The 26,649-nt window shown below is 67.3% G+C and carries 24 protein-coding genes; 14 read left to right on the top strand and 10 right to left on the bottom strand.

Features of this window, described 5'->3' with window-relative positions; genetic code table 11:
- Positions 1 to 61: 61 nt before the first annotated feature.
- From ACZK3J_RS20425 to ACZK3J_RS20415, 3 genes are all read right to left on the bottom strand, one after another.
- Entirely contained in the window at positions 62 to 778 is a 717-nt protein-coding gene (locus tag ACZK3J_RS20425) for an ABC transporter substrate-binding protein (RefSeq protein ID WP_049463273.1), read from the bottom strand.
- A gap of 62 nt (positions 779 to 840) precedes the next feature.
- On the bottom strand, positions 841 to 2,364 hold the full coding sequence (locus ACZK3J_RS20420; protein WP_049463272.1) for a carotenoid oxygenase family protein: 1,524 nt from the start codon (positions 2,362 to 2,364) through the stop codon (positions 841 to 843).
- 25 nt (positions 2,365 to 2,389) lie between these two features.
- The gene (locus ACZK3J_RS20415) at positions 2,390 to 2,812 is read right to left on the bottom strand and encodes a DUF2141 domain-containing protein (protein WP_049463271.1); all 423 of its coding nucleotides are present in this window, start codon (positions 2,810 to 2,812) and stop codon (positions 2,390 to 2,392) included.
- Between the two features lie 156 nt (positions 2,813 to 2,968).
- Between ACZK3J_RS20415 and ACZK3J_RS20410 the strand changes: the two genes are divergently transcribed.
- The 3 genes from ACZK3J_RS20410 to ACZK3J_RS20400 are packed head-to-tail and all read left to right on the top strand — an operon-like array spanning position 2,969 to position 5,098.
- Complete coding sequence (locus ACZK3J_RS20410; RefSeq protein WP_049463270.1) at positions 2,969 to 4,069, top strand: sensor histidine kinase; 1,101 nt, start codon at positions 2,969 to 2,971, stop codon at positions 4,067 to 4,069.
- Entirely contained in the window at positions 4,066 to 4,704 is a 639-nt protein-coding gene (locus ACZK3J_RS20405) for a response regulator transcription factor (protein ID WP_032129575.1), read from the top strand. The genes ACZK3J_RS20410 and ACZK3J_RS20405 overlap by 4 nt, the downstream gene beginning before the upstream one ends.
- 22 nt (positions 4,705 to 4,726) lie before the next feature.
- Positions 4,727 to 5,098, top strand: coding sequence for a VOC family protein (locus ACZK3J_RS20400; RefSeq protein WP_032129576.1), 372 nt, complete (start codon positions 4,727 to 4,729; stop codon positions 5,096 to 5,098).
- Between the two features lie 91 nt (positions 5,099 to 5,189).
- On the opposite strand, the gene ACZK3J_RS20395 is transcribed toward ACZK3J_RS20400, so the two are convergent.
- Positions 5,190 to 6,029, bottom strand: coding sequence for an arylamine N-acetyltransferase family protein (locus tag ACZK3J_RS20395; RefSeq protein WP_049463269.1), 840 nt, complete (start codon positions 6,027 to 6,029; stop codon positions 5,190 to 5,192).
- Positions 6,030 to 6,231: 202 nt separating this feature from the next.
- On the opposite strand from ACZK3J_RS20395, the gene ACZK3J_RS20390 reads away from it, so the two are divergent.
- The gene (locus ACZK3J_RS20390; RefSeq protein WP_049463268.1) at positions 6,232 to 8,769 is read left to right on the top strand and encodes a methyl-accepting chemotaxis protein; all 2,538 of its coding nucleotides are present in this window, start codon (positions 6,232 to 6,234) and stop codon (positions 8,767 to 8,769) included.
- 78 nt (positions 8,770 to 8,847) lie between these two features.
- Here the strand turns inward: ACZK3J_RS20390 and ACZK3J_RS20385 are convergent, their stop codons facing one another.
- The 5 genes from ACZK3J_RS20385 to ACZK3J_RS20365 form a co-directional block, all read right to left on the bottom strand.
- Positions 8,848 to 11,370, bottom strand: coding sequence for a PepSY domain-containing protein (locus ACZK3J_RS20385; protein WP_049463267.1), 2,523 nt, complete (start codon positions 11,368 to 11,370; stop codon positions 8,848 to 8,850).
- A 650-nt stretch (positions 11,371 to 12,020) separates the two neighbouring features.
- Positions 12,021 to 12,584, bottom strand: a complete 564-nt coding sequence (locus ACZK3J_RS20380) for a TlpA family protein disulfide reductase (protein ID WP_049462806.1) — start codon at positions 12,582 to 12,584, stop codon at positions 12,021 to 12,023.
- A complete protein-coding gene (locus ACZK3J_RS20375) occupies positions 12,581 to 14,962 on the bottom strand; it encodes a protein-disulfide reductase DsbD family protein (RefSeq protein WP_049462805.1) in 2,382 nt (793 codons plus the stop codon). The genes ACZK3J_RS20380 and ACZK3J_RS20375 overlap by 4 nt, the downstream gene beginning before the upstream one ends.
- A complete protein-coding gene (gene cutA, locus ACZK3J_RS20370) occupies positions 14,959 to 15,297 on the bottom strand; it encodes a divalent-cation tolerance protein CutA (RefSeq protein WP_014648595.1) in 339 nt (112 codons plus the stop codon). The genes ACZK3J_RS20375 and cutA overlap by 4 nt, the downstream gene beginning before the upstream one ends.
- Positions 15,298 to 15,365: 68 nt before the next feature.
- Positions 15,366 to 17,156, bottom strand: a complete 1,791-nt coding sequence (locus ACZK3J_RS20365) for an endonuclease (protein ID WP_049462804.1) — start codon at positions 17,154 to 17,156, stop codon at positions 15,366 to 15,368.
- Between the two features lie 312 nt (positions 17,157 to 17,468).
- On the opposite strand from ACZK3J_RS20365, the gene ACZK3J_RS20360 reads away from it, so the two are divergent.
- Complete coding sequence (locus tag ACZK3J_RS20360; RefSeq protein ID WP_005411227.1) at positions 17,469 to 17,756, top strand: co-chaperone GroES; 288 nt, start codon at positions 17,469 to 17,471, stop codon at positions 17,754 to 17,756.
- Between the two features lie 81 nt (positions 17,757 to 17,837).
- Positions 17,838 to 19,487, top strand: coding sequence for a chaperonin GroEL (gene groL, locus ACZK3J_RS20355; RefSeq protein WP_005411226.1), 1,650 nt, complete (start codon positions 17,838 to 17,840; stop codon positions 19,485 to 19,487).
- An 88-nt stretch (positions 19,488 to 19,575) separates the two neighbouring features.
- Here the strand turns inward: groL and ACZK3J_RS20350 are convergent, their stop codons facing one another.
- On the bottom strand, positions 19,576 to 20,499 hold the full coding sequence (locus ACZK3J_RS20350; RefSeq protein ID WP_049462803.1) for a LysR substrate-binding domain-containing protein: 924 nt from the start codon (positions 20,497 to 20,499) through the stop codon (positions 19,576 to 19,578).
- Between the two features lie 246 nt (positions 20,500 to 20,745).
- Here ACZK3J_RS20350 and ACZK3J_RS20345 point away from each other — a divergent pair, with 246 nt between their 5' ends.
- The 8 genes from ACZK3J_RS20345 (at position 20,746) to ACZK3J_RS20310 (ending at position 26,612) form a co-directional block, all read left to right on the top strand.
- Entirely contained in the window at positions 20,746 to 21,381 is a 636-nt protein-coding gene (locus tag ACZK3J_RS20345) for a glutathione S-transferase family protein (protein WP_049462802.1), read from the top strand.
- Between the two features lie 13 nt (positions 21,382 to 21,394).
- Entirely contained in the window at positions 21,395 to 22,423 is a 1,029-nt protein-coding gene (locus ACZK3J_RS20340; RefSeq protein WP_049462807.1) for an LLM class oxidoreductase, read from the top strand.
- 55 nt (positions 22,424 to 22,478) lie between these two features.
- On the top strand, positions 22,479 to 22,979 hold the full coding sequence (locus ACZK3J_RS20335) for a MarR family winged helix-turn-helix transcriptional regulator (protein ID WP_049462801.1): 501 nt from the start codon (positions 22,479 to 22,481) through the stop codon (positions 22,977 to 22,979).
- Positions 22,976 to 23,716 (top strand): DNA alkylation repair protein, encoded by a 741-nt coding sequence (locus ACZK3J_RS20330; protein ID WP_049462800.1) that lies wholly within the window; start codon positions 22,976 to 22,978, stop codon positions 23,714 to 23,716. Before ACZK3J_RS20335 ends, ACZK3J_RS20330 begins: the two co-directional genes overlap by 4 nt.
- A 55-nt stretch (positions 23,717 to 23,771) precedes the next feature.
- A complete protein-coding gene (locus ACZK3J_RS20325) occupies positions 23,772 to 24,110 on the top strand; it encodes a DUF6616 family protein (protein ID WP_149908988.1) in 339 nt (112 codons plus the stop codon).
- Between the two features lie 112 nt (positions 24,111 to 24,222).
- Complete coding sequence (locus tag ACZK3J_RS20320) at positions 24,223 to 24,480, top strand: hypothetical protein (protein ID WP_005414620.1); 258 nt, start codon at positions 24,223 to 24,225, stop codon at positions 24,478 to 24,480.
- 295 nt (positions 24,481 to 24,775) lie between these two features.
- A complete protein-coding gene (locus ACZK3J_RS20315) occupies positions 24,776 to 25,849 on the top strand; it encodes a 3-deoxy-7-phosphoheptulonate synthase (protein ID WP_049462798.1) in 1,074 nt (357 codons plus the stop codon).
- 451 nt (positions 25,850 to 26,300) lie between these two features.
- A complete protein-coding gene (locus ACZK3J_RS20310; protein ID WP_080356512.1) occupies positions 26,301 to 26,612 on the top strand; it encodes a DUF5076 domain-containing protein in 312 nt (103 codons plus the stop codon).
- Positions 26,613 to 26,649: the final 37 nt, after the last annotated feature.

Genomic DNA, 26,649 nt, shown 5'->3' with positions numbered 1-26,649 from the left:
GCTCGACCATTGCATCTGGATCTGTAGCGTCGAGCCATGCTCGACTGCTGGTGCTCTACAGTCACCGAACCAGCGTGACCGCCTGCCCGGCACGCGCGAACGCTGCCTCAAGCAACGGGCCTGCCTTGATCGCCTCCACTTCCTCGAACAACGCCCGCAATGCATCGGCCGGGCGTGAGGCCGGCGCCGCCACTGCCTGCTGGATCGCGGTGAAACGGCCGGCCAGCACACGGTGGCCGGGATGCACCTGCGCCCATGCTTCCAGCGGCTGGCGTACACCGGCGGCGGCATCCAGGCGCTGCTGATCGAACAGGGTGATGGCCGCCGCCGAGGTCTCCGCCCGCTCGATCGTGGCGTGGCGCAGTTCGCGACTGAGGAACAGGTCATAGGCCGCGCCACGCCCCACCGCGATGCGCAGCCCCTCGCGATCCAGGTCGGCCACCTGCTGCGCAGGGCTGTCCTCGCGCACCAGATAGGTGCCTTCGATCTCCACATACGGAGCACTGAAGGCAATGCGGTCGGCGCGTGCCGGATCGATGGCCAGGAAGGCCAGATCCCAGCCGTCTTCGCCTGCTGCCTCGACCACCGAGGCTGCGGCATCGTGGCAGGTGAAGCGAGCCTGCACCCCCATCCGTTGCGCCAATGCGGTAGCCAGTTCCAGTGAGGGGCCGCGCGGTGAGCGCGCATCGCCCTGTGCCAGCACCGGGTTGCCCAGGTTGATCGCCGCGCGCAGGAAACCGTGTGGTGCCAGCGTACTTCGGTGGTCGGCCAGGGACATGCGGGACTCCACGGGGCAGGGGAGACCCAGCATGCCAATAACGGTGTCCGCGTGGCGTGGAATCAGCCGCGCGCGGCGAAGGTGCCGTGGAAGCCCAGTGGTACCGCATAGGGCAGCCAGGCCTGTGCCAGCGGACCGTCGTCCAGGTGGCGGGCATCGAGCACCGCCAGGCCGCTGCGCTTGTTCACCGGGTCAAGCAGGGTGCCGATCAGCCAGCCATCATCGGCGTTGCGGCTGCCCGGGCGCGGTACGAACACATGCTCTTCGGCCATGATGTCCGGGCCATAGTTCCACAGCTGGCGGCGCCCGTGCTCGATGTCGAACGCGGCCACGGCGTTGAAGTACGGCGCATTGGCCGTGCCGTCGATGGTCGGCGCATACAGCCGTGCGCCACGTGTGTTCGCCGAGCGCGGGTCGAACAACGGGAACTCCACTGCGCTGATGCCCAGCGGCTGCCAGCGGGCCTGGCCACGACGCAGGTCCAGATGCAGCTCGACCAGGCTGGCGCCACTGTTGGCAGCGTGTGCGCCATCACCGGCCATCGCTTCCTTCATCGGCGAGCGCGCCTCATTGATGTCGTCGTGGCGCACTGCACGCAGCACGATGCCGCCATTGCGGGTGAACGCATCGCCGAAGTGGTAGATCGCCGCGAACGGGGCTTCGAACCACTGCGCCTTGTCCGGCGCATCCTTGGCGACCACCGCGATGCGTACGGGACGCTGCGGTGCGAACTGCATGCGCTCGAAGAAGCTGCCGCCTGCGCCGGTGAAATCGAACGGCATCATCACGAACACCAGGTGCTGGTCGGTCATCGCGAAGGCATGCAGGTAGCCATGCTCGGGTGTTTCGATCACATTGGCGCTGCGCAGCTGGCCGTTCGCACCGATGTGCCAGACCAGCAGGCCATGGCCACCCATCAGGCTGATCGAGCCGAAGTTCCAGACGCTGCCGTCGCGGTCGCGCAGCGGGTGCGCCGAGAACGGCAGTGCGGCGAGGTCCGGACGCCAGGTCACCGGACCCAGCGTCTGCAGGGAATCGGGGTCTACTTCGAATGCCGAGCCGGACTCGCACAGCGCGAACAGGCGGCCATTGATCATGGTTACCGAGGTATTGGCCACGTTGGCATCGTCGTTGTTTCGAACTGCCAGCGCACCGGGAACGCTGGTGCCGGCAGCCGGATACTGGAAGCGGCCGGCCTTCTGTTCACGGGTGAATTTCGGCGTGGCGACCATGCGCCCGTGATGGGTCAGGCTGCCATCACCATTGAAGCGCCAGCCATGCACCATGCCGTCGCCGTCGAACCAGTGGTCATAGCGGAAGCCATCGCGCTCGGTCCACGCCGGGCCGTTGCGGTACAGCGTACCGGCCAGGCCTGACGGCAGCTTTCCCTGCAACTGCACGGTGGTCGGGCCGAGGCTTTCGCTGCCGACGCTGCGCCAGCCAAGCAGCCACGGGTGTTCCTGCATGCCCTGCGCGAACCGCGCCGGGTCGCCGGCGAAGGCGGGAGCGCTGCGCAGCGCGGTGGCGCCCAGGGCCAGACAGGCACTGCTGCTGAGCAGGGTACGAAGGAAGCGGCGACGGTCCATGGTGGCCTCGGGTATGGATGCGGAATCAGCGCAGGGTGATGTCGATGGCGGTGCCGGCGGCCGGCACGTCGACGCGCGCCTCGTCGAAGGTCGGCTTGCGCATCACCTGCGGGTTGTTGCTGAAGCCGTAGCCTTCCACCGGCATCCCGACCAGGTTGGTGTCGAGCTTGCCGTTGTCGTTCTCGTCGTGGGTGAGCAGCACGGCATAGCTGCCGGCCGGCACGCCCTTGAACGTGAAGTGGGCGCTGTCGCCGCTGGGCGCCGCCTGCTGGGCCTGCACGGGCTTGGCCTTGCCGTCCCAGGCGGCGGCGTTGCCGACCAACGCAACGCGCAGGGTGCCGGTCTGCGCGCGGACGTCGTGCACGGTCACGGCCAGGTCGGCGGCGTGGGCACTGCCGGCCAGGGCCAGGGCAGTCAGTGCGGTGCTGAGCAGGGCGGTGCGGATCATGGCAGTGGCTCCGGAAGTGTGTGTGGCGGTGTGGAGCCAGTCTGCGTGGGGCGCTGCACCGGGTTCAGGGCCAGTGGTCATCGATTCGACGTGCCAGAAGTCACTTTCTGCGCCGGACCCATTGCCGCCGGCGTGCGCGGCCGTCAGCATCTGGCCATGCCCAGCCTGTTCCGCCATCTGTTGCGTCCGCTCAGCCTTGCCGGCCTGATCACCGTGCTGGTGGTCGGCCTGTCGTTCGCAGTGCAGCGCAGTGGCGCCGGGCTGAGCCTGCTGTTGCTTGCTGTGTTCCTGCTGCTGTTCGTGGTGCACGGCTGGGCGTCGATGCCATCCCGCGTGCGCGCCGCTGCTGCGGTGTTGCAGGCGCTGCTGGCGGTTGTGCTGGTTGCGCTGCAGCCGCGTACCGGTACCGCCCCGGTGCTGCTGGTGGTGCTGGTTGCACAGCTGGCCGAACACTGGCCGCCGCGCTTCGTGCTGGGCGTTGCGCTGCTGGCCAACCTGGCGGTGTATGCCGTGCTCCGCCACAGCGGCTTCAGCCAGCCGCTGCTGGTGGTGTTGCTGTATGGCGGTTTCCAGGCCTTCGCCGCGCTGACCGCGCACTATGCCCGCAGCACGGCGCTGGCCCGCGACGACCTGGCCCGGGTCAACGCCGACCTGCTGGCCACCCGCGCGCTGCTGGCCGACAGCGCACGCGATGCCGAGCGCCTGCGCCTGGCGCGCGAGCTGCACGATGTGGCCGGGCACAAGCTCACCGCGATGCGGCTCAACCTGCGCGCCCTGGCCGCAGACCCTGCGCTGGCCGGCCGCGAAGGGCTGGTGCTGGCCGAACAGTTGTCCGGCGAGTTGCTGGCCGACATCCGCCAGGTGGTGCAGTCGATGCGCGATGATCGCGGCCTCGATCTGGCCACCGCGCTGCATGCGCTGGCCGCACCCTTCCCACGACCGAAGCTGCAGCTGCAGATCGGCGACGGGGTGCGCGTGGCTGACCCGTTGATGGCCGAGACCGTGCTGCGGCTGGTACAGGAGGCCCTGACCAATGCCGCCCGGCACGGCAATGCAGACACCGTGTGGTTGACGATCAGTGAAGAGGAATCCCAGTTGCGTATCGATATCCGCGATGATGGCCAGCGCGCCGAACGCATCCGCGAGGGCAATGGCATCGCCGGCATGCGCGAGCGCCTGGCGGCCGTACAGGGGCGGCTGGAGTTGGCCCGAACCGCGCAGGGCGGCATGCATCTGACCGCGCGGTTGCCGGCATGAGCCCGGCCGCAATCCGCGTAGCGCTGGCCGACGACCAGGCATTGGTGCGTGCAGGCCTGCGTGCGCTGCTGCAGGGCCTGGGGGTGGACGTGGTGCTGGAGGCCGAGGATGGCCAGGCCCTGCTGGATGCGCTGGATACTCAGCGCGTGGACGTGGTGCTCAGTGACATCCGCATGCCAGGGCTGGATGGGATCGAGGCACTGCGCCAGCTGCGCGCGCGCGGCGATGCCACGCCGTGGCTGCTGCTGACCACCTTCGATGAAAGTGATCTGCTGCTGCGCGCCAGCGAGGCCGGCGCACAGGGCTTCCTGCTCAAGGATGCCGCGCCGGCCGACCTGCGCGAGGCCATCGAACGCGTTGCCGCTGGCGAGACCCTGCTGCTGCCGGTCAGTACCGATCCGGTGCGCGCGCGTTACCGCTTCCACGATGAAGCGCCGCCCACCGATACCTTCGGCGAACGTGAAGTGGCAATCCTGCGCCTGCTGGCCGGGGGCTACAGCAACAAGGAGATCGCGCGCAGCCTGTTCCTGGCCGAGGGCACGGTGAAGAACTACGTGTCCGCCATACTCGACAAGCTGGGCACCCGCGATCGCACCCGTGCAGTGCTGAAGGCGATTACCCTGCGCATCATCTGAGTGGACGTGGCAAGGAATGTCAGTGAACCCGATCCTGCATGTGGAAATCCCGGCCAGTGACCTGGACCGGGCCATCACGTTCTACCAGCGATGGCTGCAGGTTGCGGTGGACGAACCCATCGTGCTGCACGACTGCCGGATGGCCTATCTACCGTTTTCCGATGAGGCCGCCGGTGCCAGCATTGCGCTGGTGCACGGCGCGGACTATCTGCCTTCCGAGCAGGGCGCGCGCATCTACATCGGCGTCGGTGACCTGGATGCCAGCCTCGACCGTGCGCTGCAGGCCGGAGCCGAGCTGCGCTTCGGCCCGGCCGATGCCGGCGATTGGCGCGTGGCCGAGATCCGCGACAGCGAAGGCAACCGTATCGCATTGCAGGCGCGCACAGCGCCGTAACGTCAACGCTGCGGTGCGCGCATCTGTAGAGTCGAGCTTGCTCGACTGATTTTGACGTCGCCGTAGATGCATCAGTCGAGCAAGCTCGACTCTACAGCGTCGCGGCGCGTGAGCGCTGCAGCCAGTCGTTGATTGCGGGATCCAGCCGCGGGTCGTCCGGAAGCTGGATGCCGAAGCGCTGCTCCAGCACGTCGCGCACATCACCCACATCATGCAGCGGGCGCTTGTCCGGTGCCTGTCCGGGGCGGTACTCGGTGTAGTTGCCGCTGCCGATGGTGCGGCGCCAGTCCGGCCCGGTCAGCGACGCGCGCAACTGGCCGGGGAAACTGGAATCGGGATGGGTACATACGTACCAGTTGCCCACCACGTTGTCGATCGGCGCCGGCGCCTGCAGATCGAAGCGGTACATCACCCGCCAGCCGTCGCTGGATTCGGCCGACAGCATGAAATCACCGCCGTCTCCCAACCGCTGCAACAGATAGCGTTCGTGCGGGGTGGCCTGCGGCTGCGGGTCATGCAGGCGCAGCGGTACGGTCGGGGTCAGGCTGCCAAAACCGGCATCCACCAGCCAGTCATCGCCGTCCACCTGCACGCGCAGCAGCAGATGGGTACGCGCGGTCAGTTCGCCGTCCTGGGCGGCCAGCAGTACGCGCGCGCTCAATGGCTGGGCATCGAAGCCCAAGGCCTGCAGCAGCGCCAGCAACCCACCATTGAGCTCGAAGCAGTAGCCACCGCGGCACTCGTCAAGCAGCTTGCGCTGCACGCTGTCCAGGTCGATCGGCACCGCATCGCGCAGCAGGCAGCTGAGGGTTTCGAAGGGCAGCAGTGCGTTGTGGCGCTGCTGCAGCAGGGTCAGGCCGGCCAGGGTCCGTGGTGGCGGCGCATCCAGCTGCAGGCGCTGCAGGTAGCGGGGGACATCGAGCCTCGTCATGGGGGCACCGGGCGGGGAAGGGAGGTCCACTGTGCTCCCCCAACCGGGGTTGAGGTCAAGCACGGCGGCCGTGTCATGCCCCCGTCGCCTGCACCCGGTACAAAGACCGCGTCCGCCAGTGACGGGGGACGCAGACGAAAAAAGGCCTAAAGTTGACCTGAATCCGGCCGATACAGGTGCGTCCTTCCGCCTGGAGTCTGTCATGTCGGCCGTTGTCCCCCACCTCCGGTCCCTGCGCACGCGTCTTGCCACGTTGCGCTCGGCGTCCCCCGGCCTGCTGCTGTGGCTGCAACCACACCGGCTCAGCGTGGCCAACAAGCTCAAGGCGACCCTGTGGGTCTGTGGCCTGGGGCTGGTGGCGATCGCCGCTGTCTACGCCTGGACTGGCCATGCCAACGCCCTGGCCGCGCGCAGCCAGGCCAGCTACCAGCGCGGCAGCGATCTGGCTGCCAGCCTGTCCACGCGGGTGGCCGAAGCGCGCCGCCTGCAGACCCAGTATGCACGCAGTTTCGATGATGCTGACCGCAGCCAGTTGCTGGCAGCACAGAAGGCCCTGCAGGCTGACCTGCAGGCGCTTCGCGCGATGCCGATGGACGCCGGCCGACGCAAGGCGCTGCAGGTGCTGACCGAATCGGCCGACGCGTTCTCGCAGGGTGTCGCCGCCCTGTTTGAACGGGTCGACGAGATGGGCCGCGGTGAGGCCGGCCTCGCTGCACAGCTGCAGCAGGCCGCCGAAACCCTGCAGGCACAGGTGGATGCGCTGCAGCGGCCGTCGCTGGCGCTGTCCCTGCAGAAGATGCGAAGGCAGGAGGCCCTGCTGCTGCTCGACGGTGATTCCACCCACGCCGACCGCGCCAGCGAGGAAAAGCTGCCGTTCGACCTCGCGCTGGCGGGCCTGCCCGCGGATGCGCAGGACGCCCTGCGCAGCGGGATGGAGGGCTATCAAGGCGCCCTGCTGGGGTATACCGCGGCCCGCGTCGGCCTGGATGTGGAAGCGCAGTCGCTGCTGGATACCGCCGCGGGCGTAGCGCCGGCGCTGGCCGCTTTCCAGCAGGCGCAGGTGGCAGCGCTGGCCAAGGCGCAGGCGCGCCAGCAGGTCGCCGCGCGCACGATGAGCGTGCTGTTCGCACTGACCCTGCTGCTGGTGGCCGGCGTGCTGATCACCAGCCTGGTGCTGGCGCTGCGTGCGGTGCGCCAGCCGATCCAGGACACCCTGCGTTTCGCCAGCGACATCGCCGACGACCGCCTCGACACCACCCTGCGCGTCTACAACGCCAACGATGAGATCGGCCAGCTTGCCCAGCGCCTGGTCGACATGCAGCAGCGCCTGCGCGCGCGCATCGAAACCGAGCGTGCCGTGGCGCGCGGCAACACCCGCGTGCGCCAGGCGCTGGACAGTGCGCAGACCGGGCTGATGGTGGTCGATGCCGAGGGCCTGGTGGCGTACGCCAATCCGGCGCTGCTGGAGCAGCTGGAACGTCAGGGCGATGAGCTGGTGGGGAGCGATGCGGTACGCCTGCATCCGGCGCTGGCCAGCCTGGCTGGCGTGCGACAACGCGAAGAACGCGAGATCGGCCATTGCGGTGTGCGCTATCAGCTGGTCGCCAATCCCATTGTCGACGAGGGGCATTTCCTCGGCGTGGCGGTGGAATGGCGCAGTCGCGCGCTGGAAACCCTGCTGGAAACCGAAGTGGCAGCCCTGGTCGACGCGGCCGCGCACGGTGACCTGCACGGTCGCATCGCGCTGGAGGGGAAGCAGGGCTTTGTGCGCACGTTGTCGACCAGCATCAATCGCCTGTTGACCACCTTCGAGACCAATCTTGGCGATCTGCAGGCGCTTCTGGCCGCGCTGGCCCGCGGTGACCTCAGCGTGCGCATGGAAGGTGAACTGCAGGGCGTGTTCGCGCGCATGCGCGATGATGCCAACGCCACCGTCGCGCAACTGGGCCGCATCGTCACCCGCATCCAGCAGGCCACGTCCAGCCTCGATACCGGTGTCGGCGAGATCGTTGCCGGTCACCATGATCTGTCGCAGCGTACCGAGCAGCAGGCGGTCAATCTGGAAGAGACGGCAGCGTCGATGCACGAGCTGACCGACACTGTTGGCCGCAATGCCGATGCCGCGGGCCGTGCGGATGCGCTGGTCAAGGGCGCGGCGGCAGTGGCCCAGCGCGGAGGCGAGGCGGTCGGCCAGGTGGTGGCCACCATGCATGGCATCAGCGAAGCCTCACGGCGGATCGGTGACATCACCCAGCTGATTGATGGCATCGCCTTCCAGACCAACATCCTCGCGCTCAACGCGGCGGTGGAAGCGGCGCGCGCTGGAGAGCAGGGCCGCAGCTTCGCCGTCGTGGCTGCCGAAGTGCGCCTGCTGGCTCAGCGCAGCGCGGAGGCGGCCAAGCAGATCAAGGGATTGATCGAGGATTCGGTGGCGCGTGTGGGCCAGGGCAACCAGCAGGCCGAACAGGCCGGCACCACGATGGGCGAGATTGTCGGCAGCGTGCAGCAGCTGGCGGATCTGCTGGCCGGGATCCGCAGCGCGTCGCAGGACCAGCATGCCGGCATCGCCCAGGTGAACCAGACCATCGTGCAGATGGAGGCCAGTACACAGCGCAACGCCAGTCTGGTGGAAGAGGCGGGGGCCTCGACCGCGCAGATGCAGGCGCAGGTGCATGCCCTGGCAGAAGCCGTGGGCGCGTTCCGTCTGCAGTCGATGCCACAGGCGCGCGCTGCGGCCTGATCCCGCTCCGGTAGTGCCGGCCGCTGGCCGGCACCGTCGATGATCCTGCCGGCCAGCGGTCGGCACTACCCTTGTGGCTCAGTACACGTCGCGCCGGTAGCGCCCGGTCTCCAGCAGCGTTTCCACAACCTCATCGCCCAGCGCAGCGCGCAGCACCTGGTCCACGCCTTCGGCCATGCCCTGCAGCGAGCCGCAGACATGAATCACCGCACCACGCTGCATCCATTCGCGCAGCGCATCGGTGGCGGCATGCAGGCAATCCTGCACGTAACCACCTTCGCCATCGCGCGAGAACGCCAGGTCCACCCGCGCGAGATGGCCATCGGCCTGCCACGCTTCGATCTCGTCGGCGAACAGGAAGTCGTGCGCGCGCTGGCGCTCACCGAACAGCAGCCAGTGCCCGTGCTCGCCTGTGTGGGCAGCTTCGCGCAACAGGCTGCGCAGACCCGCGATGCCGGTGCCATTGCCGACCAGCACCATCGGGGCGCCACTGACACGATGGAATCCAGGATTGCGGTGCACACGGGCCACGATGCTGGCACCGACCGGGGCATGCAGCGCCAGCCAGCCCGAGCCCAGCCCGGCTCGACCCGACAGGTCATGCACCAGGCGCACCACCAGTTCCACCACTTCATCACTCGTGGAGGAGGCGATGGAGTATTCGCGTCCGGGCAGCGTTGGCAATCCGGACAGCCACAGGCAGGCATCCTGCACCGCCAGCGCGGCGTCGGCCTCGGGCAGCTCGCGTTCACTGGCCAGCGCCAGCAGGGTGCGTGGGTGGCCGTCCACCAGCAGCGGCTGCAGCGGATCCAACCCCTGTGCCTTCAACACGGCGTTGGCGTGCCGTGCGTTGTGCCGGGGCGCGATATGCAGGATGTCGCCCGCCTGCCACTGCACGTCGGCCGGTGGCGCAAGACGGATGCGCCAGATGGCACCACCGATGCTGCCCGGATTGAGCCGGTCGCGGCCGAGCAGCCGCCACTCATGCATCTGCGTGGCCGCCGGCAGCACGCTGTCATCGGTGACGATGCCGGTCAGCGCGCCCAGCTGCAGCTGCCATTGGCGCAAGGCCGCTACCGAGGCGGCATCGACTTCGACGCGGTCGAACAACGGGCGCGCGCCGTTGCCGAGCAGCCAGCCATCAACCTGGCGACCGAAGCCGCAGTAGTGCGGGTACTGTCGGTCACCCAGCGCCAGCAGTCCAAACTGCAGGCCTGACAGGTCGAGTGTCTGTGCCGTCAGCCGTCGTGCAGCGCCTCGCGCCGCATCCGGTGGCTCGCCGTCGCCGAAGGTGCTCAGTACCCACAGCACCTGCGCGGTGCGTGCCAGCTGCGCGGCATCAACGCGGGCCAGTGGCAGCACCTGCACCGCATGACCGGACGCCTGCAGCTGCGCGGCGGCGCGCCATGCCAGTTGTTCTCCCAGTCCACTCTGGCTGGCATGCACCACCAGCCACGGCGTACCACCGCCATCGGCAGGCGTTGCTGGCAGCGACTGGCGCAGGTCACGCGCGGCGCGCTGGCTGCGGCGGCGGTCCAGGTAGAGCATCCAGCCGGTGATGAAGAACAGGCTCATGCCCAGGCTGCTGAGCATCACCACGACACGCCCGGGCACGCCGAAGTAACTGCCCGAGTGCAGCGCGAACACGCTGGTGGCCAGCTGCGCGCCGGCGCCCTGGCGCGCATAGGGGCGGGCATCGAGCGTGGCCCCCGTGCCTGGGTCCAGCTGCAGCAGATCATGCGCGCGGTCATGCTGGCCGCCGCGCTGCGACGGATCACCGGCCATCACCCGCACGTTCAGTGCCTGCCCCGGCTTCTCCGGCAGGCGCAGGTCGATGTAGCCGGTGCGCACGCCGGGCAGTGCGTACAGCGTGGCTTCGATGCGTTCCAGGTTCAGGGCGGCGTCGGTGGCGACCTTGTGCTTGGCGGCCGGTGCGACGCCCAGCAGGGTGTTGGCGGTACTGCGATACCAGTCGAACGACCACCACAGGCCGGTCAGCGCACTCATCAGGTAGATCAACAGCACCCAGGTGCCGACCACCGAGTGCAGGCTCCACAGGAAGCCACGGCCGCTGCGTTTCCATTCCACCGCCAGCCAGCTGCGCCAGTGCCACCAGCGCCGCGGCCAGCGCAGGTAGAGCCCGGACAGGGTGAAGAACAGCAGCGCGATGGCACAACTGCCGGTGATCCATTTGCCGCGCTCGCCGGCGGCGAGGTGGCGGTGCAGGTCCTCGACGAAATCGAAGAACGCCTGCCCGCGCAGGGCACTGAAGCGCTCACCGCTGTACGGGTCGAAGTACACCCAGTGTTCCTTGCCGCCGGCAAAGCGCGCCACCGACGGCCGCTGTCCGGTGGCATCCACGCGCAGGCGCTGCAGCGGGCGTTCGCTGCCAGCCTGCAGCAGCGGCACCAGCTCGCTGAGTTCAAGCGGAAGCTGGCCGTCGGCATGGTGCTCGGCGATCTCGGCGAAGCCGGGATTGGCCGCCCGCAGCAGTTCATCCTCGAAGGACAGCACGGCGCCGCTGAGGCCCATCACGGCCAGCACGGCGCCGGCGGTGATGCCCAGCAGCCAGTGCAGTTGGAACAGGACGTTCTTGAACATCGAAGGAGGAGGGCCTGGAAGGCTGCCGCCCGCATCCTGCGCAACAGCAAATGAGAATTAGTCGCGGAATTCTCCGTGGCGCCCCGGCTGTGGTCAAGCAGGGGATATCGGCCGGGCGCCGCCCGGCACCCGTGGTAGTGCCGGCCGCTGGCCGGCAACCTCAGAAGCAACAGCCGAAGCAACAGCGGGTTTCCTGTGAGGAGGCGGGGTGGGTCCGGTTGCGGGGGACGGCGTGAATACGTCCATGTAGCCTCGGTCGCGCCATCCATGGCGCTCACGCCCCCTCAACCGGACCTACCCCGCCTTCGACAGTTTCCTGCGATCTGTCGGAACGGCGTTCTGCTTTGGTGGGTGCCGACCGTTGGTCGGCACGGGGTCTGATTCCGCTCTGAATATCGATATCTGACAGATGTGTCGACCAAGGTCGACACCTGGCAACAGCCGCGAAGATCTGTCAGAGGTGGGGCGGTGTCGGAGTGCGGGGTGTCAGCCGCATGGATGCGGCTGCCAAGCTTACAGGGATGTACTTGCAGCGTCCCCGCACTCCGATACCGTCCCGCCAACCCACGGAATGCCCGCTTTGGCTGTTGCCGTTGCCGTTGCGTTGCATTGAGCAGGGTGCAGGGCTGCAAGCCCTGCAAAAAACACCCTCACTTCACCCAGCTGTCGATCTCGCCGTGGGCGAACGGCCCCAGCTTCGCCTTCACCAGCCGGCCCTGTGCATCGAACAGCACGCTGTAGGGCAGCAGGCCCTGCGTATTGCCCAGCTGCACGCTGGCATCGCGTGGCCCGGGTGTCTCGATCACGATCGGGTAATCCACCGGTACCCGCTGCAGGAAACCGCGCACGTCTTCCGGCGTATCCAGCGCCAGGCCAAGAACCTGCACACCGTTGTCGCCCTGGGTGTGGGCAAAGCGCGCCAGTTCAGGCATTTCTTCAACGCAGGGCGCGCACCAGCTGGCCCAGACGTTGATCAGCAGCGGGCGGCCGGTAGCGTGCTGGCGCAGGTCCAGCGGTCGGCCTTCAAGATCGGGCAGCGACAGCGCGGGCAGGTTGTCGCCGACCTGCAGGGCGGGTGCCACCGCCGCCACCGCAGGCGCCGCTGGCATGGCCTCAGGCGCAGCCGGCGCGGGAGCCAATCGATGCCCGGCCCACAGGCCGAGGCCGGCGGCCAGCACCGCTGTCCACAGCAGCGCTGGCCGTTGCCACTTCATCGTGCGGTGCGCAGCAGCGCTTCCTCGACCACCGCCTGGGTCAGCAGGGTCGGCAGCACGGTCGGCGGTGCGCCGGGGCCGTACACCACGTACAGCGGCACGCCCACGGCCTTGTGCTCTTCCAGGAACGTGGTGATCTGCGGATCGACGTTGGTGTAGTCACCGCGCATGTACACCGCGTTGGTGCGCTTGAGCAGTTCCTTGAACTCTGGGCGCGACAGCACGGCGCGCTCGTTGGCCTTGCAGCTCACGCACCAGTCGGCGGTCATGTTCACGAACACCACGCGGTTGTCGGCGCGCAGGCGATCCAGCAGCTGCGGCGAGTATTCGACCACGTTGTCAGTGGCCGCCTGTGCGGCACGCGCCGGCGCTGCCAGCTGGGTCACGCCCCAGGCCGGAACCAGTGCACCGATCGCCAGCAGCACGCCGAGCAGGGTGACGGCGCGCGAGCCGGTCCAGCGGTTGCGTTCAAACAGCCACAGACCGAAGGCCAGCAGCAGCAGGCCACCCAGCACCAGCGCCATGCCGTCCACGCCGCGCTGCTTGCCCAGCACCCACAGCAGCCACAGCACGGTGGCATACATCGGGAAGGCCAGCACGTGCTTGAGCGTTTCCATCCACGGGCCCGGCTTGGGCAGGCGGCGCGCCAGCGCCGGCACGAAGCCGATCAGCAGGAACGGCAGGGCCAGGCCCAGGCCGAGGAACAGGAACACGGTCATCGCCTTCAGCGGCGGGGCAATGAACGCGTAGGCAATCGCGCCGCCCATGAACGGGCCGACGCAGGCACTGCCGACCACGCAGGCCAGCGCACCGGTGAAGAAATCACCGGCCGGGCCACTGCGGCTGGCCAGCGACTGGCCGAGGTTGCCGATGCCGCCGCCCAGTGTGAACACGCCGGACAGGCTCAGGCCCACCGCGAACATGATGTAGGCCAGCGCCGCCACCACGCCCGGGTGCTGCAGCTGGAAGCCGATGCCGACGGCGTTGCCGATCGCGCGCAGGCCAACCATCAACGCACCGATCACCGCGAACGCGACCAAGACGCCCAGCGTGTACCAGAGGGCATGGCTGCGCGCGCGCTGCGGGCTTTCGCCACTCTGCGCCAGGCTCAGGACCTTCAGCGACAGGATCGGCAGCACGCAGGGCATCAGGTTCAGTACCAGGCCACCGGCCAACGCCAGCAGCAGGACCCATACGAACGAACGGTCCGGATTCGGCGTGGTCACCGGCGGTCGCGTGCGCAGCGCGTTGTCACCCTGTGCATCGGCGGCGAACTCACTGCTGGCGGTGCCGTCACCTGCAGCAGGGGTCGTGGCATCCGTATTGGGCACGGTTGGCAGCAGGCGCAGCGGTGCGCCGTTGGCGGCTTCGCGTGGTGCGCCGTTGGCAGCGGGCAGCGGGCTGATCACCTCATTGCGCGGTGGCGCCTGGTCGGCACTGCTGCTGACCTTGCCGGCCGGAATGGACAGCTTCACCCGGCGGGTCATCGGCGGGTAGCAGATGCCATCGGTCTGGCAACCCTGGAAGGTCACCACCAGAGTGCTGTCGACCGCATCGGCGATGGAGCGGCGCAGCGGCAGCGGCACTTCCACCTGGTTGAAGTACACCGAGACATCGCCGAAGTGTTCGTCGCGATGCGACTGTGCGGCAGGCCAGCGCAGCTTGTCGGCCAGCACCCCGGTGCTGCCGTCCAGCTTCACCGATGTGCGGTCGCGATACAGGTAGTAGCCCGGTGCCGGGCTGAAGCGCAGCAGCAGGGTATTGCCGTCGCTGGCGATGGCGTCGAAGCCGAACGCCTGCTCCGACGGCAGCGGCAGCGCCTGGCTGTTGCTGGCCGCGCCCGGCAGGCGCAGGCCACCGCTGTTGCCGGCACCGGCCAGCGGGTTGTTGAACGGGCTTGCCGCACCGGCACGCGCGGCAGGCACCGCGGCCGCCGCACCGGCGCCCGGCAGCGTGACCTGCACCACGCGCTTCTGCGGCGGGTAGCAGACACCGGCATCGGCGCAGCCCTGGTAACGCACTTCCAGGCTGATGGTGCCGGCGGCGTCGGTCGGCGTGCCGGGCAGGGTGGCCTGCAGGCGTTCGCGATAGGTTTCGACTTCGCCGAAGAAATCGTCGTGGTGCTTGTCGCCCTTGGGCATCTGCAGCGCGCCGGCATTGAAGGCCGGGTCGGCCTTGACGCTGGTGCGGTGGCGATACAGGTAATAGCCCGGTGCGATCTTGAACTGCAGTTGCACCTGGCCCCGTTCGGGGGCGCTGGCGGTCAGCGCGAACGCCTGGTCCACCGGCAGCAGGTCCTTCTCATCCAGCGCGAAGGCCGGCAGCGAGAGCCACAACAGGGCGCACAAGGCGGCGCCGCGCGCAAACAGAGTCTTCAATCAGTGTCCTCCCGGGTCTGTGCCCGGATCCAGTCCAGATACGCCGGCAGGCCGGCCCGGGTTTCGACCGCAATGCACTCCGGGAGTTCATACGGATGCAGTGCGACGATCCGGGCAATCGCGTCATCGACGCGGCTCGCGGTGGTTTTCACCAGCAGCTGCAGTTCGGCGTCGGTGGTCACCTCGCCCTGCCAGCGGTAGGTGGACTGCGCGCCATCGAGGCGGGTCACGCACGCGGCCAGGCGCTCGCCGACCAGCGCGTGCGCGATGCGCTCGGCACTGGCCCGGTCCGGGCAGGTGGTCAACAGCAGCAGGACGGGATCGACGGTCGACATGACCGTCGAGTATAGGGCCGCCGCCGGGTCAGGGCCCGGCGGCGGCAGTGGACCGCTGCGTTGCGCGGTCAGTTGGCCAGCTGGCAGGAGGCCGGCTTGGCCGAGGTGAACAGGCCCGGGGTCGCCCACTCGGGGTGGTCGATGAACGGGTTGCGGTTGCCCTGGAAGCTGTAGATCACGTCGTTGCGGGCACGCTCGGCATCATCCGGCGGATCGGACAGGTGCCAGTCGATCAGCGTCGAGAGCAGGCCCATGTAGGCCGGCGAACTGCTGGTCTTGACGATCCTGCTGCGGTCGTCGGTCAGCTCCAGGTCCGGCTCGGACTGGCCGGTGGCCGCATCCTTGCCGCCCTCGTAGCGGATCGCCATGTACATCACCGCACGTGCCATGTCGCCCTTGCGCTTGCCCCACACCTCGAAGGTGCCGGTGTTGCCGTCCGGCGTGCGCACCCAGTTGGAGTTGCCCGGGTAGCCGCCGCTGCCGCCGCCCTGGCCGTTGTTGGCCTCGGTGGCGCGTTCGCCGCAGTTGGCGTCGCACTTGCCGAACGGCTTGTTGCCACGGTCGGCGTTCCACTGCGCGTCGGTCAGGTACAGCATGTGGGTGTCGGTGTACGGCGCGTACGGCAGGCCCTTGTCGCCGGTGGTGCTGGCAAAGCCCAGCGAGTTCGGCCAGGTGTGCTCGCGGTTGTACTTCAGGCCGCCGCCGCTGCCGGCGCGGTCGGTCACCTTGGCGTAGCTGCGGTTGCGGTACGCATCCAGGATCCTGCCGCTGTTGTTCGGATCCTCGTCGGCGATTTCCAGGATGGTCCAGGTGCTGGTGCCCGAGCCGCTGTACGGGTAGGCGGTGTGGCCCTTGATGGTGGCGTGCAGCGAGCAGCGCAGCTGGCTGGGGCTGCTGGTATTGACCTTGGAGTAGTAACCGGCCGGCACGCCCGGGTTGCCCGGGTCCGGATTGCCGCCGGTGCTGGCCACGGTGAAGGCGATGCGGCTGTCGGCGGCGGGGTGCGCCCCCTGCAGGTCGGTGATGCGCGCGGCGCGGATGTCGAAGCGGCAGGCTTCACCGGCCACCAGCGCGGTGTTGGTGGACAGCTTCACGCTGCGGCCGCTGGCCGGGTAGGTCAGCGGCACGATGCCGGAGGTACCGCAGCTCAGCGCGAACGCGCCGCTGGCCAGGTTCACCGTCTCGCTGAACACCACTTCCAGATCGGCCGCGGCCGGGAAGGTGCTGCTGCCCTGCGCCGGGGTGGTGGTGGACACCGACGGCGGCGTGTTCGGGCCCGGGGTGCCGCCGCCGCTGAAGGTCTGGCCGTTGTTGCAGCTGCCGAAGGTCTGCCTGGCCGACTCGGCCCAGGTGAAGTGGGCGTACTGGCTGCCGCTGCCGGTCAGCTGCAGCGAGGTGCCGGGGGCCGTGCTGTTGGTCTCGGCCACCGGAATGTTCTGGCTGGTCATGCCGGCGGCAGGGCCACCGGAGGCGGTGATGGCGCCCTCGTAGCTGAGGAACTGGACCACCTTGCCGCTGGCGTCGACCAGGGCGATGCCGTCGTTCGGGCCGTTCTGGATGCCGTTGGTCGGGTAGTTGACCACGGCGATGCTGGCGCTGCCGCAACCGGCGGCGGTGCCGGCCGGGACCGGGTTGTTGGCGTAGACCGTGGCGGCCGAAGGATTGCTGCCGTTGTAGAGGTAGAGGCGGTAGCCGGACAGGTCTTCACCTGCGGTAGCGACCACTTCGATGACTTCGCCGACGTCACCGGCGGCGGTGCTGTCGTCGTAGTGCAGTTCATTGATGAAGACCTCGGCCTGGGCCGGCGCCGCGGCCAGTGCCAGCAGGCAGGCGGCGGCAAGCGGGGACAGCAATCGCATCGACTACTCCTTGTGATTGGGAATGCCTGACCGAGCCTAAGGCCGATCCAGTGACACTTTGTCGTAAATGAACGTCAGATATCTGACAGTGCGACGCTTGTCACCGAAATTGTCCAGGACCGACGCCGTGGCCGAGGCGCGCGGGTGGAAAAAATTTTTTCATTCCGCCCTTGAAAGGGGGCGGCGCGGCTCCATCTCTGCCCTGCTCCCGACGTTGTCGGGTTTCTTCACGTGCGGTTCTGGCACTCGCCTGGGGTGAGTGCTAACATCGCCGGACTTTTTTAGACCAATCAATCACTTAAGAGGTCTCCTATGAGCATCAAGCCGCTGCACGACCGCGTTGTGGTCAAGCCGATCGAAGCCGACGAAATCTCCGCCGGTGGCATCGTCATCCCCGACTCGGCCAAGGAAAAGTCCACCAAGGGTGAGGTCGTGGCCGTCGGCCCGGGCAAGCCGCTGGACAACGGCAACGTGCGCGCGCCGTCGCTGAAGGTCGGCGACAAGGTCATCTATGGCCAGTACGCCGGCAGCTCGTACAAGAGCGAAGGCGTCGAATACAAGGTCCTGCGCGAAGACGACGTGCTCGCCGTCATCGGCTGAGCCTCGGCGCGACCTGTTTCAACCTGATCCCAAACTCCCAGCCGCCGGGCATCGTCCGGCGCTACCAATGAGGTAAATGCAATGGCTGCCAAGGATATTCGTTTCGGTGAAGACGCCCGTTCGCGCATGGTGCGCGGCGTCAACGTTCTCGCCAATGCCGTCAAGGCCACCCTGGGCCCGAAGGGCCGCAACGTCGTGCTGGAAAAGAGCTTCGGCGCCCCGACCATCACCAAGGACGGCGTCTCCGTCGCCAAGGAAATCGAACTGGCTGACAAGTTCGAGAACATGGGCGCGCAGATGGTGAAGGAAGTTGCTTCGCGCACCAACGACGATGCCGGCGACGGCACCACCACCGCCACCGTGCTGGCCCAGGCCCTGATCCGCGAAGGCGCCAAGGCCGTTGCCGCCGGCATGAACCCGATGGACCTCAAGCGCGGTATCGACAAGGCCGTTTCGGCCGCCGTCGCCGAGCTGAAGAACATCTCCAAGCCGACCGCCGACGACAAGGCGATCGCCCAGGTCGGTACCATCTCGGCCAACTCGGACGAGTCGATCGGCCAGATCATCGCTGACGCGATGAAGGAAGTCGGCAAGGAAGGCGTCATCACCGTTGAAGAAGGCTCGGGCCTGGACAACGAGCTGGACGTGGTCAAGGGCATGCAGTTCGACCGCGGCTACCTGTCGCCGTACTTCATCAACAACCAGCAGTCGCAGACCGCTGACCTGGATGACCCGTTCATCCTGCTGCACGACAAGAAGATCTCCAACGTCCGTGACCTGCTGCCGGTGCTGGAAGGCGTCGCCAAGGCCGGCAAGCCGCTGCTGATCGTGGCCGAGGAAGTTGAAGGCGAAGCGCTGGCCACCCTGGTCGTCAACACCATCCGTGGCATCGTCAAGGTCGTGGCCGTCAAGGCGCCGGGCTTCGGCGACCGTCGCAAGGCGATGCTGGAAGACATGGCCGTGCTGACCGGCGGCACCGTGATCTCCGAAGAAGTCGGCCTGTCGCTGGAGAAGGCCACCATCAAGGACCTGGGCCGCGCCAAGAAGGTGCAGGTCTCCAAGGAGAACACCACCATCATCGACGGCGTCGGCGACAAGGCCAACGTTGATGCACGCGTGGCGCAGATCAAGACCCAGATCCAGGACACCTCCTCGGATTACGACCGCGAGAAGCTGCAGGAACGCGTGGCCAAGCTGGCCGGCGGTGTTGCCGTGATCAAGGTCGGCGCCTCGACCGAAATCGAAATGAAGGAAAAGAAGGATCGCGTCGACGACGCCCTGCACGCCACCCGTGCGGCCGTTGAAGAAGGCGTGGTTCCGGGCGGCGGCGTTGCCCTGGTCCGCGCGATCACCGCGCTGGCCGGCCTGAAGGGCGCCAACGAAGACCAGAACCACGGCATCCAGATCGCCCTGCGTGCGATGGAAGCCCCGCTGCGCGAGATCGTTGCCAACGCCGGTGACGAGCCGTCGGTCATCATCAACAAGGTCAAGGAAGGCACCGGCAGCTTCGGCTACAACGCCGCCACCGGCGAGTTCGGCGACATGCTGCAGTTCGGCATCCTGGACCCGACCAAGGTGACCCGTTCGGCGCTGCAGAACGCGGCCTCGATCGCTGGCCTGATGATCACCACCGAAGCCATGGTTGCCGAAGCTCCGAAGAAGGACGAGCCGGCCATGGGTGGCGCCGGTGGCATGGGCGGCATGGGTGGCATGGGCGGCATGGACTTCTAAGTCCCCGCATTCGCACCGCAATGAAAAACCCCGCTGCAAGGCGGGGTTTTTTTGTGGCCGGCTGCAATGGCATCGCTTTTCGAGCGGCTTATCCTGCGTCCTGCAGGGTGTGTGTGCCTGCTGCCTGCGGCGTCATCAATGCTGCATGCAACCAGGTCATGAAAGCAGGTATCGCCGCGTTGGCCTCGCCGTCCGCACGCGTCACCGCGTAGTAGGCAAAGGCCTGTGGCCAGGGCTGGTCGATCACCACCTGCAGCCGGCCATTGGCGAGTTCTTCGGCCGCGTGGATGTCGCGCACCAGGGCGATGCCTTGCCCGGCCACCGCCGCGCGGATCAGCAACAGGTCGTCATCGAACGCAGGGCCGCGCTCCAGTCGTTCATCGACGGGTAGATCCAGTGCCTGGAACCACAGCCGCCAGTCGCTGCGGTCGGCGTCCTGCAGCAGCGGCAGCTGCAGGCAATCCTGCACCGTACCCACGGCAGGCGCGCTGGCCAGCAGCGCAGGGCTGGCCACCGGCAGCAGTACCGGCGCCAGAAGATGCTCGGCATGCAGGCCAGGGTAGCGGCCCAGTCCATGACGGATCGCGATGTCCACCCCCTCGCGGCGCAGGTCGACCAACGCCGCGCTCGAGTCCAGCTGCACGTCCACCTGCGGATGCAACGCACTGAACCGGCCCAGTCGCGGCGCCAACCACTGTGCGGCGAAGCTCGGTGCCGCGCTGATGCGTAGCGTGCACCGGGTTTCCCAGCGTTCGAGTGTCTGCAGGCTCTGTGCGATCTGATCGAAGGCCTGCAGCAGCTCCGGATACACGCGCGCGCCGGCTGCACTGAGCACCACGCCATGCCGGGTGCGGTCGAACAGGCTCACGCCCAGCCGCTCCTGCAGCTGTCGAAGCTGCTGGCTGATTGCACCAGGTGTCACCCCCATCGCATCGGCGGCGGCGGTCAGGCTGCCATGTCGGCCGGTTTCAACGAAGGCCCGCAGGCCCAGCAGCGGCAGCACCGCACCCATCTCCACTCTCCTGTAACCGCGTCGGCACGCGCCGCGCTGCGACAGCATATCGACCACACTGCAGCCTGTCGCGCGCGCGTCGCGCACGTTGAGCCCCGCTCAACTCCCCGTGCAGAAGACATCGTTTCCCCGCGACGCAGGCCTTTCCTAGACTGCCTGCACGGCTGCTGCAGCGCCCGTTCCCGCATCGCCCGGCCACCTTCAACGGCCGGTACCTGCCGTCGCTCCCTGCCGTCCAGGATTCCCATGAACGAACCTTCGCTGCACCTGTACTCCGACAGTTCTCCCAATGGCTTCAAGGCCACCATCGCACTGGAAGAGCTGGGTCTTCCCTATCGCCTTCACCACGTCCACATCGCCGATGGCGAACATCGCCATCCCGACTTCCTGCGGCTCAACCCGCATGGCCGCATTCCCGTGCTGGAAGATCGCGCGCGCGGCATCGTTGTCTTCGAATCGGCGGCGATCCTGATGTACCTGGCCGAACAGGGCAATGCGTTGCTGCCTTCCGAACCGGCTGCGCGCTGGGAGACGCTGACCTGGCTGATGTTCCATGCCGCCAGCGTCGGCCCGATCCTCGGCCAGCGCGTGCACTTCGAGCATTTCGCACAACAGCCCGATTCCGCGGCAATCGAACGCTACCGCCGCCTGAGCGACGAGCTGTTCGGCGTACTCGACCAGCGCCTGCAGGGACGCGAGTGGTTGGCTGGCGATCACTACTCGATTGCCGACATCGCCCACTTCGGCTGGCTGCATATCGCCCGCATCATCGACATCGATTTGTCGCGGCATCGCCATCTGGATGCGTGGTACGCGCGGGTTGCAGCACGCCCTGCGGTACAGCGCGGCGTGCAGCTGCCCGAGCCGGCCACCGGTCCGTAAGGAGGCGATGCTGATGAATGATTCCATTGCGATGCCGGGCGCGTCGGCGCCGGTCTTTGCCGCGCACCCGGGCTACCAGCGCATGTTCCGCGCCGATGCACTGACGCTGGGCATCTACCTGCCGCTGCGCTTCTACCAGGGCGACATGGCCGTGCTGCAGGGCCAGGCGCGGCTGGTGGAGGAGATCGACCGCCACAACTTTGCCGCGGTATGGGTGCGCGACGTGCCGCTGTTCGATCCGCTGTTCGGTGATGCAGGCCAGCTGTTCGATCCATTCACCTACCTTGCGTGGCTGGCAGCGCGCACACAGCGCGTGGCCCTGGCCACCGGCAGCGTGGTGCTGCCACTTCGCCATCCGATCGATCTGGCCAAGGCCGCGGCGTCGATCGATCAGCTGTCCGGTGGGCGGCTGGTGATGGGTGTGGCGTCCGGTGATCGACCGCTGGAGTTCCCGGCCTATGGACTGGAGCACGCGGCGCGCGGAGAGCGTTTCGCCACCGCAATGAACGAGATGCGCCGTTGGCTGCAACCGGGCACGGATGGGCGGATGACACACGCCGGTGCCGGGCAGGGCGTGCAGTTGCTGCCGCCCACGGTCAGTGGCCGCGTTCCGCTGGTTGTCACCGGTGGCGCACGTCAGCCACTGGAGTGGATCGGCCAGCATGCCGATGGGTGGCTGACCTATCCAGAGGCCACCCATGACAACGCCGGTCCGCAGCGGCTGGCCGCGAAGATCGGCGCCTGGCGCGCGCTGATTCCGGACGGCGGCTTCCGTCCGCACATGACCAACGAATGGATCGACCTGGTGGACGATCCGGATCATCCACGCATGCCGTTGCGGGGTGGCTTCACCCTGCGCACCGGCCGCAAGGGTCTGATCGATCTGCTGCAGGCCTGGCAGCGGGCCGGCGTCAACCATGCCGCACTGGGGATCCAGTTCGCCGAGCGGCCTGCCGGCGAGGTGCTGCAGGAGCTGGCCGAGGAGGTACTGCCGTTGTTTCCGTCGCATCCCGGGCCGGCGGCGAAGGTGATGGACTGGTAGCCACGCCGAAGGGGATGGCATATGATTAGGCGCCTAATCATATGCTCATCACGAGATGATCGAAGCCAAGCACAATGCCCTGCTGGAAGAGGCGCTGCGACGCGGCCATGCCAATGTTGCGCAGCTGCGCCTGTGCTTCCAGCTGCTGTCGTTGTCGTCGTCCATCGACCACGATTGCGCCACCCGGCTGGCGCCACACGGGCTCAGTGAGGGTCGCTTCATCGTGTTGTTCCTGCTGCATGGGGCCGGTGGCACGTTGTCGCCCCACGAGCTGGCCGAACGCGCAGGCGTGACCCGCGCCACCATCAGCGGCCTGCTCGATGGCCTGCAGCGCGAAGAACTGCTGCAGCGTCGCAGCGATGCTGAGGATGGCCGTCGCCTGCAGATCGTATTGACCGCACGGGGAAAACGCTTGGCCGAGACACTGTTTGACCAGCACACACAGTGGATCGGAGGCCTGTTCAATGGTCTGGATACCGATGAACAGCAGCAGCTGTCGCGGTTGCTGCACAAGGTCTGGCAGCACACCGATGCTGGACGAGAGTCTGCAGCATGAGCCCGGCGATTGCGGCGCAACGCCTGCATGAACTCAACACCGGTCGCGTTGCCACCGCCCATCTGGCCGAATGCCTGGCAGTGGATTTCGCCGCGTTGCTGCAGGTGGTGGCGCCTGCGCTTGCACCGGAAGCGCTGCAACGCATGCGGGATGCCTCAGGCAAGGGCATCACGCTGCGCATGGCCCTGGCCGCGCAACTGCTGCGTGAGGCGGGGCAGGGCGCGCCTGAGTTCTGGCAGGATCACAGCTCCGATACCGTGCGTGGCTGGGCCTGCTATCTGGTCGGCAACGATGCCCACGCAACGTTGGCAGAGAAGCTGCAGCAGATGCGCACGCTGGCCGATGACCCACACTTCGGTGTGCGCGAATGGGCGTGGCTGGCGCTACGCACGGACATCGTTGCCGCGCCGATGCAGGCGCTTGAGTACCTGCAACCCTGGACACAGGAAACATCGCCGTACCTGCGCCGCTTCGCCTGTGAAGCGCTGCGCCCACGCGGTGTCTGGGCCACGCATATCGCACTGTTCAAGCAGCATCCGGAACTTGCGTTACCCATGTTGGAAGCACTGGCTGACGACCCGGAACGCTATGTGCAGGATTCGGTCGGCAACTGGCTCAATGACGCCGGCAAGACTCATCCGCAGTGGCTGCGCGAGCTGTGCACGCGTTGGCAGCACGAGCGCCACAGCGACGCCAACGCCTACATCCGCAAACGCGCATTGCGCTCGTTCCGGTAGTGCCGGCCGCTGGCCGGCAACCCCGCAACCCCGTAAACCTCAAGGACGAACCACCATGTCGCACACCTTCATCGAGCTCTACACCGCCACACCAGCCTGGACCGCACTCCCGCCCGAGCAGCGGAATGCCTTCTTCGCCCGTATTGGCGCCGGCATGCAGCAGTTCGATCCAGCCCGCATCACGCCGCTGGCGATGGGCCGCATTGCCACGGACGTACCGCACGGCAGTGGTGAGCAGTTCTATGCCGTCTGGTGCTGCGCCAGCCGCGAGGAGGCCGACGCGCTGGTGGCGGGCATCGCCGCCACCGGCTGGCACGACTACTTCACCACCACCCATGCGGTAGGCGCGGTGGACGACATGGCCCAGCATCTGGCTGATCTGGCTGCGTTGTAGCGGCGCGAAGAGCGCTCGCATAGCGCAGCCCACGGCATGGATGGCACATGCGCCTGTCACCCAGACACGGTAAACAGTGCATTGCCCATGTCCATCCGCAGGGAAGTCGATCATGCAGAGCACGCTCCAGGTCACGCTGTTCGGCCCTCTTGGCGACAGCCCGGCGTTGCAGTTGCCGGGCCTGGAGGGGCCGTCGGTGGCCATCCCGGAATCGGCCCTGCGGCGGTTGGTTTCCGACCTCTACACCGCGCGTTCCCTGCTCAACCCCGAGCAGCTGGACGAAGCCAGGCAGGAGCTGGACCGCGTGCTGGAGCGCTGGGCCGACATCCATGAGGGCCTGCTGCTGGACGTGGAAGTGCATGGTAAATGAGCAACTTCGCGTGGCTGCCGCCGCGTAGGCATGGCTGGTGCGCACCTCGCTGAACCGCGTCCCCAGTTGCGGATGAAACATTTTGCACTGCGCAAAAGCTGTGCTATCAATAGATCCCATGAACGCAGCCGCCACCCGCTTTTACTGGTATTACTTTCCGAAGCCACTGGCGGAGGAAGGACTGCGCTCACCCTGAAGAAAGCTTCAGACGCATTCCCGAAAGCCGCCAGCGAACCTGGCGGCTTTTTTCATGCCGCCACGCTGGGGGCCCCCAACGTTCCGGAGATCTCCTGCAATGCCCCCGCACACCGACGACCTGCGTATCCGCACCATCGAACCGCTGACACCGCCTGCCCAGCTGCTGGCGATGCTGCCTTGTGACGATGAAGCTTCCGACACCGTCAGCGCCTCGCGCGCGGCCCTGCACCAGATCCTGCATGGCCGTGACGACCGCCTGGCGGTGGTGGTTGGCCCGTGCTCGATCCACGACCCGAACGCCGCCATCGAGTACGCCCAGCGCCTGAAGCCGCTGCGTGACGCGCTGGCCGGTGAGCTGGAGATCGTCATGCGCGTGTACTTCGAGAAGCCGCGCACCACGGTGGGCTGGAAGGGCCTGATCAACGACCCGGACCTGGACGGCAGCTTCAGGATCGACAAGGGCCTGCGCATTGCCCGCGGCCTGCTGCGCGACATCAACAAACTCGGCCTGCCGGCCGGCGTCGAATTCCTCGACGTGATCTCGCCGCAGTACATCGCCGACCTGGTGGCATGGGGCGCGATCGGCGCACGCACCACCGAAAGCCAGGTGCATCGCGAGCTGGCCTCGGGGCTGTCGTGCCCGGTCGGCTTCAAGAACGGCACCGATGGCAACGTGAAGATTGCGGCCGATGCCGTGGGTGCGGCATCCAACCCGCATCACTTCCTGTCGGTCACCAAGCAGGGTGGCACCGCCATCGTGTCGACCACCGGCAACCCGGACTGCCATGTGATCCTGCGCGGCGGCAAGCAGCCGAACTACGACGCAGGCAGTGTTGCCGAGGCCTGCCAGGTGCTGGCCAAGGCCAAGCTGCCGACGCGCCTGATGATCGACGCCAGCCATGCCAACAGCCTGAAGAACCCGGAGAACCAGCCGAAGGTGATCGAGGACATCGCCGTTCAGCTGGAAGACGGCGAACAGCGCATCGTTGGCGTGATGATCGAGAGCCATCTGGTCGGTGGCCGCCAGGAACTGGTGGAAGGCCAGCCGCTGGTCTATGGGCAGAGCATCACCGATGGCTGCATCGACTGGGACACCACCGTGACGGTGCTGGAGCGACTGGCTGCGGCCGTGCGCGCCCGTCGCGACGTGAAGGTGTCCGAAGCAGCTTGATGGAAGCCGCCTGAGTGCGGCACGTGTGTGGATGGCGGCCAGCGCCTGCGGGGGTGCGGCCGCGATCAGGGCCGGTCGGAGTTGGAGACCGGCCCATCTGCACCGGCGATGCGCCTGGCGCTGCGCATGAGCGACAGCGCCAGGTACATCGCCGGGGTGGCAGTAGATCCACGCCATGCGTGGACGATTCGCCGTCCCCGGCAATGACGGCTACGACCGCTGGAGGCCACATTTGTCGCGGGCCCGTCGGGTCGCACCCGGCACGCCAAGTGGTCCAGTCCGCACAGTGCGATGATCCGCCTTGGACACGTAGAGTCGAGCTTGCTCGACTGCGGAAAAACGTGCACCAACGGCAGTCGAGCAAGCTCGACTCTACTCAAGGTCCGCAGTAGATCCACGCCATGCATGGATGTGGGCCACAATGCGATCACTTCTCCTTGCGGCTGCCGCCATGAAAGAACTGATCATCCCTGAAGCTGCCCAACGCGACGAATCTTCGGTCGAGATGATTCGCGTGTGGATCGCTGAGCGCGGGCTGCATGCATCATTGAAAGTGGGGCTGTACGAGGATCGCCCTGACATCCGCGAAGAACGTGCCTGGGGGCGAATTCTTGCAGATGTTGCCCAGCACGTTGCCGACGCGCTGGTGACCAGTGAGGGCATGGACCGTGACGTGGTGGTCGAGGCCATCAAGGCAGCCTTCAACGAGGAGCTGCAGGCGCCATCCAGCGGCCGGTCCGGCGGGTTCGTCGTGCGGCATTGACGGTAGATCCACGCCACGCGTGGATGAATTCCCCGCC

Source organism: Stenotrophomonas sp. 86428_Sma (genome assembly GCF_056481585.1).
This window is presented reverse-complemented; position numbering and strand designations above follow the sequence as displayed.

Coding starts and splice junctions, on each gene's coding strand:
- ACZK3J_RS20395 (WP_049463269.1), bottom strand. CDS start 6,029: ATGACGAGGCTCGATGTCCCCCGCTACCTGCAGCGCCTGCAGCTGGAT.
- ACZK3J_RS20415 (WP_049463271.1), bottom strand. CDS start 2,812: ATGATCCGCACCGCCCTGCTCAGCACCGCACTGACTGCCCTGGCCCTG.
- ACZK3J_RS20390 (WP_049463268.1), top strand. CDS start 6,232: ATGTCGGCCGTTGTCCCCCACCTCCGGTCCCTGCGCACGCGTCTTGCC.
- ACZK3J_RS20325 (WP_149908988.1), top strand. CDS start 23,772: ATGTCGCACACCTTCATCGAGCTCTACACCGCCACACCAGCCTGGACC.
- ACZK3J_RS20380 (WP_049462806.1), bottom strand. CDS start 12,584: ATGAAGTGGCAACGGCCAGCGCTGCTGTGGACAGCGGTGCTGGCCGCC.
- ACZK3J_RS20320 (WP_005414620.1), top strand. CDS start 24,223: ATGCAGAGCACGCTCCAGGTCACGCTGTTCGGCCCTCTTGGCGACAGC.
- ACZK3J_RS20345 (WP_049462802.1), top strand. CDS start 20,746: ATGAACGAACCTTCGCTGCACCTGTACTCCGACAGTTCTCCCAATGGC.
- ACZK3J_RS20360 (WP_005411227.1), top strand. CDS start 17,469: ATGAGCATCAAGCCGCTGCACGACCGCGTTGTGGTCAAGCCGATCGAA.
- ACZK3J_RS20335 (WP_049462801.1), top strand. CDS start 22,479: ATGATCGAAGCCAAGCACAATGCCCTGCTGGAAGAGGCGCTGCGACGC.
- ACZK3J_RS20385 (WP_049463267.1), bottom strand. CDS start 11,370: ATGTTCAAGAACGTCCTGTTCCAACTGCACTGGCTGCTGGGCATCACC.
- ACZK3J_RS20350 (WP_049462803.1), bottom strand. CDS start 20,499: ATGGGTGCGGTGCTGCCGCTGCTGGGCCTGCGGGCCTTCGTTGAAACC.
- ACZK3J_RS20410 (WP_049463270.1), top strand. CDS start 2,969: ATGCCCAGCCTGTTCCGCCATCTGTTGCGTCCGCTCAGCCTTGCCGGC.
- ACZK3J_RS20420 (WP_049463272.1), bottom strand. CDS start 2,364: ATGGACCGTCGCCGCTTCCTTCGTACCCTGCTCAGCAGCAGTGCCTGT.
- ACZK3J_RS20405 (WP_032129575.1), top strand. CDS start 4,066: ATGAGCCCGGCCGCAATCCGCGTAGCGCTGGCCGACGACCAGGCATTG.
- ACZK3J_RS20365 (WP_049462804.1), bottom strand. CDS start 17,156: ATGCGATTGCTGTCCCCGCTTGCCGCCGCCTGCCTGCTGGCACTGGCC.
- ACZK3J_RS20340 (WP_049462807.1), top strand. CDS start 21,395: ATGAATGATTCCATTGCGATGCCGGGCGCGTCGGCGCCGGTCTTTGCC.
- ACZK3J_RS20310 (WP_080356512.1), top strand. CDS start 26,301: ATGAAAGAACTGATCATCCCTGAAGCTGCCCAACGCGACGAATCTTCG.
- ACZK3J_RS20425 (WP_049463273.1), bottom strand. CDS start 778: ATGTCCCTGGCCGACCACCGAAGTACGCTGGCACCACACGGTTTCCTG.
- groL (WP_005411226.1), top strand. CDS start 17,838: ATGGCTGCCAAGGATATTCGTTTCGGTGAAGACGCCCGTTCGCGCATG.
- cutA (WP_014648595.1), bottom strand. CDS start 15,297: ATGTCGACCGTCGATCCCGTCCTGCTGCTGTTGACCACCTGCCCGGAC.
- ACZK3J_RS20330 (WP_049462800.1), top strand. CDS start 22,976: ATGAGCCCGGCGATTGCGGCGCAACGCCTGCATGAACTCAACACCGGT.
- ACZK3J_RS20315 (WP_049462798.1), top strand. CDS start 24,776: ATGCCCCCGCACACCGACGACCTGCGTATCCGCACCATCGAACCGCTG.